General features: G+C 67.9%; 15 protein-coding genes. 10 read left to right on the top strand and 5 right to left on the bottom strand.

Going from position 1 to position 16,022, the window contains the following annotated elements; genetic code table 11:
* Positions 1–70: 70 nt before the first annotated feature.
* The gene (locus tag ACKN61_RS22395) at positions 71–1,348 is read left to right on the top strand and encodes an acetyl-CoA C-acetyltransferase (RefSeq protein ID WP_223621566.1); all 1,278 of its coding nucleotides are present in this window, start codon (positions 71–73) and stop codon (positions 1,346–1,348) included.
* A gap of 812 nt (positions 1,349–2,160) precedes the next feature.
* On the opposite strand, the gene ACKN61_RS22390 is transcribed toward ACKN61_RS22395, so the two are convergent.
* Complete coding sequence (locus ACKN61_RS22390) at positions 2,161–3,663, bottom strand: sulfatase-like hydrolase/transferase (RefSeq protein ID WP_408951298.1); 1,503 nt, start codon at positions 3,661–3,663, stop codon at positions 2,161–2,163.
* Between the two features lie 308 nt (positions 3,664–3,971).
* On the opposite strand from ACKN61_RS22390, the gene ACKN61_RS22385 reads away from it, so the two are divergent.
* The 3 genes from ACKN61_RS22385 to ACKN61_RS22375 all read left to right on the top strand — a co-directional run bounded on the left by ACKN61_RS22385 (position 3,972) and on the right by ACKN61_RS22375 (position 6,884).
* Positions 3,972–5,552 (top strand): CocE/NonD family hydrolase, encoded by a 1,581-nt coding sequence (locus tag ACKN61_RS22385; protein ID WP_408951297.1) that lies wholly within the window; start codon positions 3,972–3,974, stop codon positions 5,550–5,552.
* Positions 5,553–5,773: 221 nt separating this feature from the next.
* Positions 5,774–6,328 (top strand): hypothetical protein, encoded by a 555-nt coding sequence (locus ACKN61_RS22380; protein WP_408951296.1) that lies wholly within the window; start codon positions 5,774–5,776, stop codon positions 6,326–6,328.
* A gap of 19 nt (positions 6,329–6,347) precedes the next feature.
* Complete coding sequence (locus ACKN61_RS22375; protein ID WP_408951295.1) at positions 6,348–6,884, top strand: hypothetical protein; 537 nt, start codon at positions 6,348–6,350, stop codon at positions 6,882–6,884.
* A gap of 76 nt (positions 6,885–6,960) precedes the next feature.
* Here ACKN61_RS22375 and ACKN61_RS22370 read toward each other — a convergent pair whose 3' ends face one another.
* The 3 genes from ACKN61_RS22370 to ACKN61_RS22360 are packed head-to-tail and all read right to left on the bottom strand — an operon-like array spanning position 6,961 to position 10,092.
* Entirely contained in the window at positions 6,961–8,211 is a 1,251-nt protein-coding gene (locus tag ACKN61_RS22370; RefSeq protein ID WP_408951294.1) for a heme biosynthesis HemY N-terminal domain-containing protein, read from the bottom strand.
* A 57-nt stretch (positions 8,212–8,268) separates the two neighbouring features.
* Positions 8,269–9,279, bottom strand: coding sequence for a uroporphyrinogen-III C-methyltransferase (locus ACKN61_RS22365; protein ID WP_408951293.1), 1,011 nt, complete (start codon positions 9,277–9,279; stop codon positions 8,269–8,271).
* Positions 9,280–9,327: 48 nt separating this feature from the next.
* Complete coding sequence (locus ACKN61_RS22360; protein WP_408951292.1) at positions 9,328–10,092, bottom strand: uroporphyrinogen-III synthase; 765 nt, start codon at positions 10,090–10,092, stop codon at positions 9,328–9,330.
* Between the two features lie 133 nt (positions 10,093–10,225).
* On the opposite strand from ACKN61_RS22360, the gene ACKN61_RS22355 reads away from it, so the two are divergent.
* The 6 genes from ACKN61_RS22355 to ACKN61_RS22330 all read left to right on the top strand — a co-directional run bounded on the left by ACKN61_RS22355 (position 10,226) and on the right by ACKN61_RS22330 (position 15,187).
* Positions 10,226–10,684: a YiiD C-terminal domain-containing protein gene (locus tag ACKN61_RS22355; protein ID WP_408951291.1), complete on the top strand. Its 459-nt coding sequence runs from the start codon at positions 10,226–10,228 to the stop codon at positions 10,682–10,684.
* Positions 10,685–10,732: 48 nt separating this feature from the next.
* The gene (locus ACKN61_RS22350) at positions 10,733–11,182 is read left to right on the top strand and encodes a hypothetical protein (RefSeq protein WP_408951290.1); all 450 of its coding nucleotides are present in this window, start codon (positions 10,733–10,735) and stop codon (positions 11,180–11,182) included.
* A 178-nt stretch (positions 11,183–11,360) separates the two neighbouring features.
* Positions 11,361–11,798 (top strand): rhodanese-like domain-containing protein, encoded by a 438-nt coding sequence (locus tag ACKN61_RS22345; protein ID WP_057919437.1) that lies wholly within the window; start codon positions 11,361–11,363, stop codon positions 11,796–11,798.
* A gap of 173 nt (positions 11,799–11,971) precedes the next feature.
* Positions 11,972–12,487, top strand: a complete 516-nt coding sequence (gene secB / locus ACKN61_RS22340) for a protein-export chaperone SecB (protein WP_031372765.1) — start codon at positions 11,972–11,974, stop codon at positions 12,485–12,487.
* Between the two features lie 19 nt (positions 12,488–12,506).
* The gene (locus tag ACKN61_RS22335) at positions 12,507–13,553 is read left to right on the top strand and encodes an NAD(P)H-dependent glycerol-3-phosphate dehydrogenase (RefSeq protein WP_408951289.1); all 1,047 of its coding nucleotides are present in this window, start codon (positions 12,507–12,509) and stop codon (positions 13,551–13,553) included.
* A 92-nt stretch (positions 13,554–13,645) separates the two neighbouring features.
* A complete protein-coding gene (locus ACKN61_RS22330; RefSeq protein WP_408951288.1) occupies positions 13,646–15,187 on the top strand; it encodes a hypothetical protein in 1,542 nt (513 codons plus the stop codon).
* A gap of 222 nt (positions 15,188–15,409) precedes the next feature.
* Here the strand turns inward: ACKN61_RS22330 and ACKN61_RS22325 are convergent, their stop codons facing one another.
* Positions 15,410–16,012 (bottom strand): diffusible signal factor-reguated Ax21 faimly protein, encoded by a 603-nt coding sequence (locus tag ACKN61_RS22325; RefSeq protein WP_408951287.1) that lies wholly within the window; start codon positions 16,010–16,012, stop codon positions 15,410–15,412.
* Positions 16,013–16,022 lie beyond the last annotated feature (10 nt).

Raw genomic sequence — 16,022 nt, 5'->3', positions numbered from 1 at the left:
GCTACACTGGGCGCCATTATGCCCGCTCCGCTGCGGCGGGTCGGTTCGAAACTCCCTGTGAGGTGTACCGATGCGTCAAAACCGTCCCGTCGCCGTGCTCGGTGGCGTGCGTATTCCGTTCTGCCGCCAGAACACCGCCTATGCGGATGTCGGCAACCTCGGCATGTCGGTGCGCACCCTCGGCGCGTTGGTCGAAAAGTTCGGCTTGCACGGGCAACAGCTCGGCGAAGTGGCGATGGGCGCGGTCATCAAGCACAGCAGCGACTGGAACCTCGGTCGCGAGGCGGCGCTGTCGTCGGGGCTGTCGCCGCTGACCCCCGGCATCACCCTGCAGCGCGCCTGCGGCACCTCGCTGGACTCGATCATCACCGTCGCCAACAAGATCGCCCTGGGGCAGATCGACGTCGGCATCGGCGGCGGTTCCGACACCACCTCGGATGTGCCGATCGTCTATGGCAAGAGCCTGCGCCGGCGTCTGCTGGAAGCCGCGCGCGCGCGCAGCACCAAGGAAAAGCTGGCCGCGTTCAAGGGTTTCAGCCTGCGCGAGCTCAAGCCCGAGTTCCCCGGCGTGGCCGAGCCGCGCACCGGCAAGAGCATGGGCGAGCACTGCGAGGACATGGCCAAGCAGTGGAACATCTCGCGCGATTCGCAGGACGAGTGGGCGCTGTCCTCGCACCAGAAGCTCGCCGCCGCCTACGAGCGCGGCTTCTTCGAAGACCTGGTGGTGAGCTTCCGCGGCGTGTCGCGCGACAACAACCTGCGCGCCGACAGCAGCCTGGAAAAGCTCGCGACCCTGAAGCCGGCGTTCGACAAGACCTCCGGCCGCGGCACTCTGACCGCGGCCAATTCCACCCCGCTGACCGACGGTGCGGCGGCCTGTCTGCTGGCGTCGGAAGAATGGGCGCAGGCGCATAACCACGAAGTGCTGTGCTACCTGCGCGACGCGCAGGTCGCCGCGGTCGATTTCGTCCATGGCGAGGGCCTGCTGATGGCGCCGACCGTGGCCGTGCCCGAGATGCTCAAGCGCAACGGCCTGAGCCTGCAGGATTTCGACTTCTACGAGATCCACGAAGCCTTTGCCGCCCAGGTGCTGTGCACCCTGCGCGCCTGGGAGAGCGAGGACTACTGCAAGACCCGCCTCGGCCTGGACGCGCCGCTGGGGCGCATCGACCCGGCCAAGATCAACCCCAACGGCTCCTCGCTGGCGGCGGGTCACCCGTTCGCCGCGACCGGCGCGCGCGTGGTCGCCACGGCCGCCAAGGAGCTCAAACAGCGAGGCGGCGGCCGCTGCCTTATTTCGATCTGCACCGCCGGTGGGATGGGCGTGGTGGCGATTCTGGAGCGTTGATGGGGTGGGGCTGCTGCCTGCGGCCCTCGCCCTAATCCTTCCCGACTTTGCATGCCCTTCTGTCGTCGGCAGAGGGGCTGTGATTTTCTTTGCCGCTCTGCCGCTCTGCCGCTCTGCCGCTCTGCCGCTCTGCCGCTCTGCCGCTTTTTGCTTTGTCGCTTTGCCGGTCAACCGTAGACCCGAAGGGCGGCCCGCATGGATGCGGGCCGTTTTTCATCGGGACAAGGATGTCCCGTATGTAGAGCCCCGCGTATGCACCGATCGTGCGGGCAGGTGATTCAAAGAAAAGCAACTTCTTTGGTTACCTTTGACCGAAGGGAATCCAGACGGACTTTTGTTGCTTATGACAAAAGAAAGTAACCCGCCGCTTTAGTGGCGGAAGCTTTAGGCGTTTGATCTTGCTTCGCAAGAAGCCACAAGCAAGTGGAAAGGTCACACCACTGTAGGAGCGACGTAAGTCGCGACCACGTCAGGCGTTCTGGCGAATCCCTTCAAGCAAGTGCAGAGCTTCCGCCCGCTACGCGGCCGGGTTACTTTCTTTTGCTAAGCCCAAAAGAAAAGTAACCAAAGAAAAGGGCTCTCCTTGCAAGGGCACAGGCCACGAGTGCGATGCCGGCGCCGGGATTTTTCGATAAGACGTCCCTGTCTTATCGAGTCATTCCTTTTTAAAGGCTGGGCGCACGTCCTGTGCGCCGCCCTCCGGGTCTCCACTTGACCGGTAAAGCGGCAAAGCAGATCAAAATCTCAGCAACGGCAACGGCAACGGCAACGGCAACGGCAACGGCAACGGCAACGGTAAGCGTCTGCGACCATCAGGCCGGCGGCGCACCGCGGCTGGTGCCGGCGATGTATTGCGGCGGCCACACCGAGCTCGGCGGGGTGGTGCCCTTGGCCCGCATCTGCGCCTGCAGTTCGGCATCGAGTACGAGTTGCTGCATCGCGAAGGCCGGGTTGCCGGCGAGGTTGTCGTTCTGTTGCGGGTCGGCGAGGAGGTCGTACATCTCCCAATCGCCGCCCTGGCCCGGGTCGGATGCCGATCCATACACCGCATACGTCCACTGCGTCGAGCGGATCGCGCGGATCAGGCTCGGGCCGTCGCCGGCGATGTCGTCGTAGGTGTAGTGCACGTAGTCCTGCACCGAACTGCTGCTGCCGTCGAGCACCGTGCTGAGGTCGGTGCCGACCAGGTCGGCGAATTGCCCGCTCACCCCGAGCAGGCTGGCCAGGGTCGGCAACAGGTCGACCGAGCTCGCCAGGGCCTGGGTGGTCTGCGCCTGCGGCCAGGCGACCGGGTTGGAGAACAGCAGCGGTACGTGGATCGCTTCGTCGTAGGCGTTGACGAATTTTTCGACCATGCCGTGCGAAAGGCCGAGTTCGCCGTGGTCGGCGAAGCGCACGATCAGGCTCTGCTGGATCAGTTCGCTGCTTATGGCGTCGAGCACCTGCTGGATCTGCGAATCGACGTATTCGACCAGATACGCATAGAAGTCGACGAAATCCTGCTGGCTGGCCTGGCCTTCGCTCATCTGGCCCCAGGTGAAGCTCGACTGCGCTCGCGGCTTGGTCGACAAGTCTTCGTCGGCGTTGGTAGGGATTGGCGCGTCGCTGAGGCTGTAAGTCGCCTGGTCGTAAAAGGCCGAGGCCTCGTTCAAATAGCCCAGGTGGGCGTCGTGCGGATTGACCAGCGACACCACCAGGCAGAACGGACTCGCCGGCGGCGCTTGCAGGAAGGCGCAGGCGTCGGCGACGTAGCGTTGATCGTTCTGGTTCGGCTGCACCGGCTGGCCCGGGGGTTGCAGCGGCTGCAAAGGGATCAGGGTGCCGCCGCCGAGGAAGGTGGTGCCGAGGTTGAGTCCGGCGTCGTTCGGGTCCCAGCTCTGGAAACCCCAGGGCTGCAGATCGGTGCTCAGCGAGCCGGGTTCTTCGCCGCCGAGCAGATGCCATTTGCCGATCCAGTAGCAGTCGTAGCCGGCGGCCTTCAGCACGGTGGCCAGGTTCGGTACGCCGTTAGGGAAGTACGGCGGCAGCGGCACGTCGGGCTGCGGCAGGGCCTGCCCGCCGGTGGTGGTGCAGCCGGTGCGCGCCGGGTACTGGCTGGTCAGAAAGGTCGCGCGGCTCGGCGAGCACATGCAGGCGCCGGTGAAGGCGTTGGCGAACTCGATGCCGTTGGCGGCGAGCTGACGCATCGCCGGCATCTTCGCTGCGAGCGTCGGCTGATAGGTCGCCGGCCACTGCAGCAGGCTGCGCTCCTGGTCGGTGACGATCAGGATCAGATTCGGTTTGTTGCCGTTCGAGAACAGATCGCTCAGGGCCATGACGGTCGCTCCGTGAAGTGCAAGCTCAAACGCGCGATGCCCCGCGCTCAGGCCGGCGCACGCCGCGGCGCGATGCCAAGCCGTGATCGTGGTCACGCCATGGCGGCGCTCGACGCCCGGTTGCGGCTCGATGGGCGGCCGGGAACCGCAGCGATCCGACGGTTCCGTGACCGCCGTCGCCTGGGTTCACGAAAGTCGGTTTGCGGGCGCTAGCCCGGCCTCCATGCGCGATGGTACGGTCGTTGCGCAACAAACCATACGCAAACGTATCCAATCGTGTTGGTCAATCCTTGGGAGGGGATGAACTCATGCGCAGAATCTGGTCGTGGTTCGTGTCGTGTTTGGCCCTGTTCGTCGTCGCCCTGCCGGTCGCGGCGGGCGGATTCACAGGGAGTTACCAGCGCATTCCGGGCTGGGATGGGGCCGAGATGGGCGCCTTCGTGATGGTGCCCAAGGACCAGGGACCGGGTCCGTTTCCGCTCGTGGTGATGCCGGCCAGTTGGGCCGTGCCGAACCTGGAGTACGTCGGCCGCGGCGGCATCCTCGCCAGCCAGGGCTATGTGGTCGTCAGCTACACCTCGCGCGGGTTCTGGGATTCGGCCGGGCAGATCGACATCGCCGGGCCCGGCACGGTCGAGGACGTCAGCTCGGTCATTGATTGGGCGCTCGCGCACACGCCGTCGAATCCGGCGCGGATCGGCGCCAGCGGCATTTCCTACGGCGCCGGCATCAGCCTGCTTGCGGCCGAGCGCGATCCGCGCATCAAGGCGGTCGCGGCGCTGAGCGGCTGGGCCGACCTGGAAGCCTCGCTGTACGCCAACCGCACCGTCAGCCAGCAAGGCGCGGCCTTGTTGGTGGTGGCCGGCAGCCTCACCGGCCGGCCCGGCCCGGAGTTGGCCCAGGCCACCGCGCGCATGGCGTTCGGCGACTTCGACGGCGCCGTCAACGGCCTGCTGCCGGTGATTCCGCAACGCAGCCCGGTCACCGAGGCGGCGGCCCTGAACCGCAACGGCACCGCGGTGCTGCTCGCCAACGCCTTCAACGACAGCCTGTTCACCCCGGGCCAGTACATCGATTTCTACAACGGCCTGAGCGGGCCGAAGCAATTGCTGTTCAGTCATGGCGACCACGCCACGGTCGAAGCGCCCGGCGCGCTCGGCCTGCCGAACGAGATCTACGACGCGGTCGGCCGTTGGTTCGATCGTCACCTCAAAGGCCTGGCCAACGGCGTCGACAGCGAATCGCCGGTGCGCCTGAAATCGCAGGACGGCGACTGGCGCGGTTACACCGACTGGAACGCGGTGCAACGCGGCGCGACCGTGTATGCGCTGAGCCGGCCGACCGGCCTGTTGGCGCCGACCGGCGAGTTGTCGGGTTCGCCGAGCACGGGATGGAACCACTCGATCCTGACCGGCCTGCCGACCGTCGCCGACTCCGGCGTGGCCATGCTCAGCGGTTTCCTGCAGTCGCTGCAGATCGCGCCGCAGGCCTCGATCCCGCTGGTGGCGCGTGCCGGCGCCGGGGTGTGGTCGTCGCCGACCTACTGGACCGGCAAGCAGCTCAGCGGCATGCCGCAGTTGCATGTCACGGTCACGCCGACCCAGGCCGACGTCAGCTTGTTCGCCTATCTGTACAGCGTCGACCTGCTCGGTAACGGCACGCTGTTGAGCCACAAACCGTATTCGCTGCGCGGGGCGACGCCGGGCGTGGCGAAGACGATCGACCTGCGCATGGAAGCGACCAGTTGGGACATTCCCGCCGGCCGCAAACTGGTGCTGGTGGTCGACACCGAGGACCCGCGCTACACCGCGGCGACGCGCATCGGCGGCTCGGTCAGCTTCAGCTCGCCGGCGTCGAATCCGTCGACCCTGACCGTGCCGTTACGCTGAGTTTCGGCTGATGCAAACGCGGCGGCGTCTTTGGACGCCGTCGTTCCGTGACACACATTGCAGAAATCCGCCCCGTCGATACGATGGCTGCGGAAAACAGCGCATGCCCTTGCGGTCGGTGCAAGGACCGCAAGGCGATGGCTGCGTCTCCGCGCAGCCGTTGCCGCTGTGCCGGGCAGGGGGCTCGGGACCGGTGCGGAGCGTACTCAGGACTGTTCGCGATGCCCACGCTCAACCCTTACGAAGCGCCGCAGAGCGCTTTCGGCGTTACCGATCAAGATGACCTCACCGGTCCCTGGCGCGACGGAACCGATCTCGTCGTGCGCCCCGATGCCCGGCTGCCGCCACGCTGTATCAAGTGCAATGCGCCGGCGAGTGCAATCAAGCGCCGGCGTTATTACTGGCACAGTGGCGCCTATTACCTGTTGATTCTGCTTAGCGTGCTCGTCTATGTGATCGTCGCGATGCTGGTGCGCAAGAACACCCATCTCAGCTCCGGCCTATGCGAACGCCACGGCCGTCGCCGGGTGCTGGGGATGAGCGCGGCGATCGTTCTGTTCCTCGCCTCGTTTAGTGCGTTCGTGGTCGCACTGGCTGAAGGCTCCAAGCCGGAGTTGTTTCTCTTCGCCATACTCGCGTTGCCGGTCTCGATTGCGGCAGGCCTGAGCGCGCGGTTGGTGTACCCCAGGCGCATCGGCGAGCGCTATGCGCGCTTCCGCGGTTGCGGTCCTGCGTTCCTCGAGACCTTGCCGCGATTCTCCGGTCGCGACCACTGAGCGCAACGGAGACGACGACATGCCTACTTTCGATCCGGAAACCGAAATCGACTTCCTGCTCGGCGAAAATCCGCAGCGTCGCTTAGGGCCGTGGCGCGAGGACAGGCTGCTGGTGGTAGGGAATCATTCGCGGCTGCCTCCATGCTGCGTGAAATGCAATGCACCGGCGGGAATACCGATGCAGCGGCGGCGCTTCGTCTGGCATCCATGGCCGCTATACGTGCTTGCTCCGATCAATCTGATCGCCTATGTGATTGCAGTCGCGCTTGTGCGCAAACAGGTCGAGGTCACCCTCGGCCTGTGCGATCGCCACGAACGCAGGCGAGCGTCGCTAAACGCGATACGTTGGCTCGGTATCGGCGCTGCGGTGGTCATGTTCTTCGTCGCGCCATCGGCGATCTGGATGCTGTACGCGTTAGTCCTACTTTTGCTTGCGCTCGCATTCGGACACTGGTTCGTGCGGCCGTTGGTGCCGGTTGCGGTGAGCGAGCATTTCGCGCGGTTTCGCGGCTGCGATCCGGCATTTCTAAATGGCCTACCGCGGTACGAGCGCTGACCGTGTGCTCCGGATAGCTCGCGCCTAACAACAATCGAGGGCGACGGCCACCCGAAGGTGTCTCAACGCTTCGCCTTCAACCGCGCAAACGCGGCATGCCGTGTTCGTCGCGCTCTTCGATCACCGCCTCGTCGAAGATCTTCTGGCGCAGGTCGCGGCCGGGCAACTCGGTGGCGGCTTCGCCGCGCGCTGCGCGCAGGGCGTTGACGTAACTCAGGCGGGCGCGGTTCTCGTCGCCGGCCTGGGCGTAGCCGTGGCCGAGCTCTTCCCAGGCTTCGCTGTTCGCGCCCTGGGCGAGCGCACGGTGCAGATAGCCTTCGGCCTGCGGCCACTGACCTTGGGCGCGGCTGATCCGGGCGAGGCTGACCAACAGGCCCGGGCTGCCCGAATGCGCCTGCAGCCAACGCTCGGCATTGGCGCGGCGCGCCTCGAGGCGGCCGATCGGCAGGCGGCCGTACAAGGCCGCCAGCGATTCGTCCCAACGCGTGTCGAGCGCCTGTTCCAGGCTCTTGGCCGCGGCTTCTTCCCAACGCAGCGCGGCCGCGCGTTCGGCATAAGCGGCGACCGCGGCCGGCTCGCTCTTCAGCGGCTTCGGCAGGGTTTCCCAATGGTCGGCCAGGACGTTGGCATCGGCGGCTTCGCGCAGCGCCGCTTCGGCCCAGGCGGCTTCGAGCTGGGCCAGGCGTTCGGCCGGCCACACGCTGTGCTGACGCAGGGCGCCGAGCAGACCGTAGGCCTCGCCGGCGCGGCCGAGTGCGGCCAGGGCCTGCGCGCGCAAAGCCAGGCCGCGCGGCGGCAGCGGTTGCACGTTGGCGGCGTCGAGCGCGGCGAGCGCATCGCCGGCGCGGTCTTCGGCTAGGGCGAGGTCGGCGACGGCGAGTGCGCGCGCGACCGGGTAATCGACGGCGAGCGCATCGAGATGGCGGCCCGCGGCGGCGGCATCGCCGCGCGCGCTGGCCGAGCGTGCGGCGGCGACTTCGGCGATCGCGGCCACGTCGCGGCTGCGCGCGGCCTGGCCGAGCGATTTCTCGGCGCGGGCCCAGTGGCCCTGGTGCAGCGCTTCGAGGCCATCGATGAGGCGGGCGCGCGCCTGCTTCTTGCGATGCCGGCGCATCGCCACGAACGGCAGGCTGATCACTTTCCATACCAGCCACAGCGCGAGCAGGCCGCCGATCAGGATCAGCAAGGCCTTCGGCAGGTTGGTGACGTAGTCGACGCCGCCGTAAGTGACCACGACGTGACCGGGGTCCTGCACCAGCAACTGCGCGACGAGCGCGCCGACCAGGGCCAGGACGATCCAGAACAACAGATTGCGGAACAGATTCATGTGCGGCACCTCCTTATCGCGCCAGCTTCCGGATCGGGTCTCGGCGGCCCGGCCGGTTCATTGGGCCGTGCGCAACTGACGCAACTGCTGCAGTGTCGTGCCCAGGGTAGGAACCGACAGTGAAAGCGGCAGCGCGGCCAGTTCGCGCAACTGCGCGAGTTGGCGGTCCTGGGCCGGCGAAGGCGCCGACAGGCGCCGTACCCAGCTTTCGGCGCGCTTGAGCGCGGTGCGATAGCCGTCGGCGTCGCGCCGTTCGGCGGCGGCGCGCGCCAGCGAGATTTCCAGCTGCAGGCCGGCGAGCGCGGCGGCGCGGTCGCTGGGGTGGGTGGCGACGGTGCGGTCGACCGGGCGGGTCTCGATCAGGGTGCCGAAGGCGCGGCGCCACCACGGCGCCAGCGTCGGCGCGGTCGCGCTCGGGCGCTCCGGCGGCAGGCTCAGGTTCTGCGCCAACGCATCCAGCTTGGCCATCGCCTGCACGCGCGGTTCGATCCCGAGTTCCTTGAGCGCGGCGGTTTCCTGCAGCAGGGTCTGGCGCAGGCTGAGATAGGCCGGGTCGTCGACGCCGTCGAGGACGCCGCCGGCCAGCGCATAGGCGCGGCGTGCGCCTTCCAGGTCGCCGGCGATCTGCAGGCGCTGCTGGCCCAGGGTCAGCAGCAGTTCGGTCTCGTCCAGGCGCATGGCCTGGGCGCCGTGGCGGTCGGGATCGGCGAGCTTGGAGACGCTGTCCTCGATCAGGGCGGCGCGCTGGCCGATGCCGTGCAGCTCGTCGCGCAACACCCGGTTGGTGGTGTCGGCCTGGGCGATGCGGCGGTTCTGCGCTTCCTGGTTGGTGCGGATCGTGTCCAGGCGCTCGCCGAGCGCTTCCAGGCGCTGGCCGGCATCGGCTTCGGCGGCGCGGTCTTGCGCCTGCCGGTTCTGCCATTGCTGCCAGCCGTACCAGGCGCCGCCGCCGGCGATCAGCAGCACGATGAGCAGCCAGAGCCAGCCGTTGGAACCGCGACGCGGCGTCGGCGATGCGGGAGCGGGGGATGCGGGAGTCGTGGACACGGTATCGAGGGGGGTGTTCATGGCCCGGCCATGCTACCGGATCGGTGCATCAAGACTGCCTTGACGCGATCAGGAGGCCGGCGGCGTCCGCTCGGGGGTATCGCCGCCGGCGAGCGCGGCGCAGCCGGCCAACAGGTCCTGCGCGCGCGGTCCCGCGGCCACCTCGACCTCGTCGAAGCCGAGGCTGCGCGCGAGTTCGACCAGGCGCGCGCTGGCGGCGCTGACGCGTGCCCGGCGCAGACGCGCGCCGGCGGCTTCGGGCAATTGCGCGAGCACGCGTTCGAGCGCTTCGCCGCTCGACAGCGCCAACCACAGCGGGCCGTCGAAGCCGAGCAGTCGCGCGATTTCGAACCGCGACGGCGCGGCCGGTTCGCGCACGTAGATGTCGGCGCGCAGCACGCGCGCGCCGCGCGCCTGCAAGGCCGGCGAGAGCACGCCGCGCCCGCCCGCCGCAGTCAGCAAACCGAATGCTTCGTTATCGAAATGTTGCAGTTCCGCTAACGCGAGCAGACCTTCGCTGTCCATGCGACGCGGCCACAGCACTTCGGCGATGCCGATTTCGTGCAACAGCGCGGCGGTGCCCGCGCCGACGGCGTACCAACGCTGGCCGGCGCGCGTGCTCAACGACGGTTGCAGATCGCGCAACGCGCGCGCTGCGGCGGGACTGGTGACGAGTACGTGCGGCGCCGCCAACGCATCCGATAACGCACGCCGGGATGCCGAATCGTCCTGCGTGCGCACCGACCACGGCGAAAGCTCGATCAATCCGCCGCCGTACTGTGCGGCGATACGACGAAGTTCTTCGTGATCGCCGCTCGGACGCAGCGAGATCACGTACCATCCCGGCGGTTGTCGCGGCTCGCGGCTCATGCGAACAGCTTCGCACAGCACTGCCGATCGCGGCACTCGCCGGTGGCCGCCGTCTCCGACGCGACACTCAATACTCCCCCGAACTGCAATGCCTTCGATGACTTCCGACGCCGCTCTGCAACGCCTTCATCAGCACTACCAATCGATGCCGCCGGTCGCGGCCATGCAGGTCAACATCGCCGGTTACGACGGCTCGCGCCTGCGCCTGCACGCGCCGCTGTCGCAGCACGTCAACGACAAGGGCTGCGCCTTCGGCGGCAGTCTGGCCTCGATGATGACCCTGGCTTCCTGGGGCGTGATGTCGCTGGGCATCGAACAGGCCGGCCTCAAGGCCGAGGTGTTCGTCGCCGACAGCCAGACCCGCTACCTCGCCCCGCTGTTCGCCGACCTGGACGTGCACGCCGAGCTCGCCCCGGGTGCCGATTGGGCCAGCTTCCTGACCACCCTGCGCGAGCGCCGCCGCGCCCGCACCTCGCTGATCGCGCGCGCGCTGCTGCCCGAAGGCGGAGTCGCGACCGAGTTCACGGCGCGCTACGTGGCCATCGCTAAGCCCTGACGCGAACGGTAGGATGCACGCCGAACGTCCTTTCCGCCGGAGTCCGCGATGCGCCCGCTTTCGAACAGCTCGCTCCTGATGCGCTTGTTGCAGCTCGCCCTGATGTTGTCGTGCGTGCTCGCGCTCGGCGGCTGCCAGACCACCGGCACCCAGAACAACAAGATCAGCGAGACCCAGTACGCCTACTCGGCGGCGATCCGCTGGGGCGACTTCGAGGGCGCGGTCAATCTGATCGAGCCCAAGCTGCGCAAGCAGCAGGCGCCGACGGCGATGCAACTGGAGCGCTACAAGCAGATCCAGGTCTCCTCCTACCGCGACGTCGGCAGCGAGATGGACAAGGAGAAGGGCACGGCGGTGCGCCTGGTCGACATCGGCGTGATCAACCGCCACACCCTGGCCGAGCGCACCGTGCGCTACACCGAGGCCTGGACCTGGGACCCGGAAGCCAAGACCTGGTGGCTGGTCAGCGGTCTGCCGGACTTCTGGGCCGGCCAGTAACCCGGTCCGGGCCGCCCGGCTTGGCCGGCCCTGATCGGACCGCCCCGTCGGACCGCCCCGCCCAGAGCGCCCGCTCCGAGCGCGCTTTTGCGCCGCCGCGCGCGCTGGGCGACAATCGCCGCCCGTTCGGGCCTCTGCGAGTCCGACTTCGTGAGCCCGACCCTGTGAGCATGACCCTGTGAGTCTTGAAGAACTGCTGGCGTTCGCCGGCCGCCACCTGTACCTGTCGCTGGGCTTCGCCGGCCTGACCGTGGCCATCGTCTACACGGAGATCGCGCGCCTGTTCCGCGGCTACAAGGCCCTGCGCCCGGCCGAGCTCACCGCGCTGATCAACCGCGACAACGCCCTGGTCATCGACCTGTCGGCCAGCACCGAGTTCGAGAAAGGCCACATCCCGGGCAGCCGTTCGGTCCAGCCGAGCCAGTTCGACCCGGAGAGCAAGCTGCTCGCCAACGCCAAGGCGCTGCCGGTCGTGGCGGTGTGCCGCACCGGCCAGGCCTCGGCCGACGCCGCCAAGCGCCTGAAGAAGGCCGGCTTCGAGCAGGTCTATTGGCTCGACGGCGGCATCCAGGCCTGGCAACAGGCCGAACTGCCCTTGATCAAGGGTCGCGGCTGAGCCCTGCAGCGGGGCCGCGACGCTGTCGCGCCACCGCCACGGGCGCCGCCTAGACTGCGCCCCGTCCACCCTCGATAGCCGCCGTGCGTGATCCCGGTCCGGGTGTTTGGTCCCGGTCCGCGCGAGCGGGCATAATCGACCTCTTTTCTGAATTCCGCTGGGGAGTCACCCGAATGTCCGAAGAAAACGTCAACGGCGCCACCGCGCCGGCCGAAGCCGCAACCGGCCCCGCGTTCACCGTCGAGAAGATCTACGTAAAGGACGTCTCCTTCGAGGTGCCCGGCGCTCCGGCCGTGTTCGCCGAAGCCGCGCAGCCGCAGCTGCAGCTGAACCTGTCGCAGAACGTGCAGCGCGTCGGCGAGAACGCCTTCGAAGTCGTCCTCGGCATCACCCTGACCTGCACCGCCAACGACAAGCCGATGTACTTGGCCGAAGTGAAGCAGGCCGGCGTGTTCGGCCTGATCGGCTTCGACGCGGCGACCCTCGACGCGATGCTCGGCACCCACTGCCCGAACGTGCTCTACCCGTACGCGCGCCAGCTGGTCAGCGACCTGATCCAGGCCGGCGGTTTCCCGCCGTTCTTCCTGCAGCCGATCAACTTCGATGCCCTGTACGCCGAAGGCGTGCGTCAGCGCGGCGCCCAGTCCGAAGGCGGCCTGGCCGACGCGGAAACCGCTGGCAACGCCTGAGCCACGGCTCGCCTCGCGCATGACCCACGATCCGTCGCCGGCCGCTGCGCCGAAACCGCGCGTGGCGGTGCTCGGTGCCGGCTCCTGGGGCACCGCGCTCGCCGCGCTGATCGCCCGGCACGGTCATCCGACCGTGCTGTGGGGCCGCGACGCCGACGGCGCCGCGGCCATCGATACGCGGCATGAAAACCCGCGCTACCTGCCCGGCATCGCCTTGCCGGACTCCCTGCGCGCGACCACCGACCTGGCCCTCGCCCTGCGCGACGCCGACCTGGTCCTGGTGGTGGTGCCCTCGCACGCCTTCGCCGAAACCCTGCGTCAGCTCGCCCCGCATCGTCCCGCGCATGCGGGCGTGGCCTGGGCGACCAAGGGCTTCGAGCCCGGCAGCGGCCGCTTCCTGCACGAAGTCGCCGGCGAAGTGCTCGGCGACGACGTGCCGTTGGCGGTGGTGACCGGGCCTTCGTTCGCGAAGGAAGTCGCACAAGGCCTGCCGACCGCGCTGACCGTGCACTCCGACGATGCCGCCTTCGCCCAGAGCGTGGCCGACGCCCTGCATGGGCCGGCGTTCCGCGCCTACACCGGCGACGACATGCTCGGCGCCGAACTCGGCGGGGCGATGAAGAACGTGCTCGCGGTCGCCACCGGCGTCGCCGACGGCATGCAGCTCGGCCTCAACGCGCGCGCCGGCCTGATCACCCGCGGCCTCAACGAAATGCTGCGCCTCAACCAGGCCATCGGCGGCCAGCCCGAGACCCTGATGGGCCTGGCCGGCCTCGGCGACCTGGTGCTGACCTGCACCGGCGATCTGTCGCGCAACCGCCGCCTGGGCCTGGCCCTCGGCCGCGGCCAGTCGATCGAGGACGCGGTGCGCGAGATCGGCCAGGTCGTCGAATCGGTGCAGACCGCCGACGAAGTGATGCGCCAGGCCGAGCGGCACGGCGTCGAACTGCCGATCTCCAGCGCGGTGCGCGCCGTGCTGCACGGCGAGATCACCCCGGCCGACGGTCTGCGCAAGCTGCTCTCGCGCGAACAGAAACCCGAATACCCGACCGACCTGTTCGGTTAAGTCGCAACGCCGGCGCTGCTGCCGGCGTCGCCGCGTCCGCCGCGACTATTGCGGCCACCCACCCCCTCGAAACCCTCGGGAAAGGAACTCCTATGCGTCGTACGCGGGCCGTCTGGCCGCTCGTGCTCTCCCTGTTGTCGTTGCCGGCCTTGGCCGCGCCGCCGCCCTGCGGCAGCTATGCGACCGACGACTCCCCCGATCGCCTGATCTTCGACGGCAGCCGCGTCGAGCTGCGCGACGAGGAAGGTTTCCTCTCGGAGTTCTCGCCCTACGCCTACCGTGTCGAAGGCGACACCTTGTGGCTGCGCTCCGCCGACAGCAGCCTGCTCAAGACCTACAAGATCGAAAGCGACGGCCGCCTGATCCAGCAGGCCGACCGCTTCGACAACGGCGGCGAGGTCTACCGGCAGGTCGCCAAGGGGCAGTGCCAGCCGGCCAGCGTCCAGGTCGTGGCGGTCGCGCCGCTCGAGGGCAAGCAACACCGCGACGACCAGCGCGATTGCGCGCTCGGCGACGTCCAGTCCTGCGTCGCGGTGATCGACTTCGACCAAACCCTCGCGCCGGCGCAAAGCGCGGCGAAACTGGAAACCTACTGCCGCCGCGACCGCAGCCCCTATGCCTGCAAGCAATGGGTCAAGACGCTGAGCGCCGAGGAAGCGGGTGCGCCGATATACATGTTCCGCACCGAGCGCGTGTCCGAGGCCGGCCTGGCCGCGTTGCGGGTGTCTTGCCGCGACATCGGCGACGGCAAGGCCTGCGCCTCGCTGGCCGACCAGCAATGGCTGGCCGGGCGCTATGCCGATGCGCGCGACAGCTTCGCCTTCGCCTGCGACGGCAAGCTGTCCAAGGACGCCTGCAAGCGCATCCAAGAGCTGAGTGGGCTGAACCTGCGCAACGATGCGCCGCGCCAGCCGCCGCGTCAGCCGTGCGGCAGCTACGTCCTTCCCGATTCCGAAACGAGCCTGTTCGGCATGTTCCGTTTCACCGACGGGCAGGGCGCGAGCCTGTCGGAAGAAGGCGAAGCCGACATGCGCTATCGCCTGCGCGAAGACGAAGTGCTGGTGCGCCACGACAAGGGCGACGATTTCGTGCTGCGCTGGTTCGATGCCGACACCCTGGTCGGCATGGACGAGTGGACCCGCTACAAGGCGTATCGGCGCACCGAGCCCGCGCAGTGCCAGGCCATCGCCATGCCGGTGGCCGGCAAGCGCCTCAGGGAAACGCCGTACAAGGTCGACCACTGTGCCTTGACCGATCCGGGCGGCGCGGCGGCCTGTTGCGCGAGGGGTTCGATGTCGGCCTGCATGGGCGAGGGCCACATGGCCGCGCTCAACAACAACTGGTCCGCGGCCGCGCGTTCCTACGACAAGGTCTGCGCGATGCACGTGCGCGAAGGCTGCGGCAATCTCGTCGCCGCCTACCACAACACCGGCGACGACAAGCTGCTCGCCGGCATCCGCAAGGTTTGCGCGGACACGCCCGACTCGGTGGCTTGCGAAGAACTGCAACTGGCCAGCCCGCAGCAGGTCGAAGAGAAGCGCCTGGAGCGCGAGATGGCGCAGGAGCTGCAGAAGCTGCTGCAGGAAGGCGCGAAAGACGGCGAGTCGCAGGACGCGTCGAAAGGCGAGCGCTGAGCGCGAGCCCCGGTCTGCCGACGCTCGTATATCGGCAGGCCCTGGCGCCGCAACGAAGTAAAAGCACCGCCGCTACGAAGCGAGTCCAGCTCAGCGACTTCGCCGATCCGAATCGCGAACAAAAAAAGAGCCCGGCCTTTCGGCCGGGCTCGATCGCGACGTTTCGGGGGAGAGAGAGAACGGATCGCGGTGTTGCGGAATACTTATCGGTAGCGCTTTCTATCAGAAGCTGAAGCGCGGGCCGATGAAGAATTCCTTTTCGCCGCCGTCGAGGAACTTGGCGTCGGCGGTGATGCCCCAGTTCTGGTTGAACTTCACCAGGGTGCCGACACGGCCGTAGAACTTGCCGTCGTAGGACTTGTCGTAGTCCTGGTAGCCGGCGAAGGCATAGCCTTCCCAGTTCGGCGTCAGGGTGCCGTTGACGCCCACTTCGACGCTGCCGCCCTTGAGCTTGTAGTCGCCGAACGAGTCGAAGTCGGCCTTGTTGTGCTCATAAGCCAGGCGGGTCACCAGGTCGACGCGCTTGCTCAGTTCGTGGTTGTAGCCCACGCCCACGCGCAGATGATCGACGTCGTAGCCGGGAACGCGGAAGGTGCCGAAGTTGTACGAATCGGTCTTCTGCTGGCTGTAGTTGCCGAAGACGTGGAAGTTCGGGTGGAACGCGTACGAACCGCCGATGGCCCAGCCGTCGGAGTCGGTGTACTTGGTTTCGCCGTCGGTCTTGGCGTAACCGGCCTGTGCGTAGTTGTAGGACACGCCTTCGGCCGCGGAAGCTGCGAACGGCAGGGCGGCGGCGAGGGTGAGGGCAAGCAATGCACGCTTCATAAGGTCTAAG

Source organism: Lysobacter sp. Hz25 (genome assembly GCF_046097045.1).
Lineage (GTDB): Bacteria > Pseudomonadota > Gammaproteobacteria > Xanthomonadales > Xanthomonadaceae > Lysobacter > Lysobacter antibioticus_B.
The sequence above is the reverse complement of the archived record's forward strand: the minus strand, read 5'-3'. Positions and strand labels throughout refer to the sequence as shown.

Coding starts and splice junctions, on each gene's coding strand:
- ACKN61_RS22395 (WP_223621566.1), top strand. CDS start 71: ATGCGTCAAAACCGTCCCGTCGCCGTGCTCGGTGGCGTGCGTATTCCG.
- ACKN61_RS22390 (WP_408951298.1), bottom strand. CDS start 3,663: ATGGCCCTGAGCGATCTGTTCTCGAACGGCAACAAACCGAATCTGATC.
- ACKN61_RS22385 (WP_408951297.1), top strand. CDS start 3,972: ATGCGCAGAATCTGGTCGTGGTTCGTGTCGTGTTTGGCCCTGTTCGTC.
- ACKN61_RS22380 (WP_408951296.1), top strand. CDS start 5,774: ATGCCCACGCTCAACCCTTACGAAGCGCCGCAGAGCGCTTTCGGCGTT.
- ACKN61_RS22375 (WP_408951295.1), top strand. CDS start 6,348: ATGCCTACTTTCGATCCGGAAACCGAAATCGACTTCCTGCTCGGCGAA.
- ACKN61_RS22370 (WP_408951294.1), bottom strand. CDS start 8,211: ATGAATCTGTTCCGCAATCTGTTGTTCTGGATCGTCCTGGCCCTGGTC.
- ACKN61_RS22365 (WP_408951293.1), bottom strand. CDS start 9,279: ATGAACACCCCCCTCGATACCGTGTCCACGACTCCCGCATCCCCCGCT.
- ACKN61_RS22355 (WP_408951291.1), top strand. CDS start 10,226: ATGACTTCCGACGCCGCTCTGCAACGCCTTCATCAGCACTACCAATCG.
- ACKN61_RS22350 (WP_408951290.1), top strand. CDS start 10,733: ATGCGCCCGCTTTCGAACAGCTCGCTCCTGATGCGCTTGTTGCAGCTC.
- secB (WP_031372765.1), top strand. CDS start 11,972: ATGTCCGAAGAAAACGTCAACGGCGCCACCGCGCCGGCCGAAGCCGCA.
- ACKN61_RS22335 (WP_408951289.1), top strand. CDS start 12,507: ATGACCCACGATCCGTCGCCGGCCGCTGCGCCGAAACCGCGCGTGGCG.
- ACKN61_RS22330 (WP_408951288.1), top strand. CDS start 13,646: ATGCGTCGTACGCGGGCCGTCTGGCCGCTCGTGCTCTCCCTGTTGTCG.
- ACKN61_RS22325 (WP_408951287.1), bottom strand. CDS start 16,012: ATGAAGCGTGCATTGCTTGCCCTCACCCTCGCCGCCGCCCTGCCGTTC.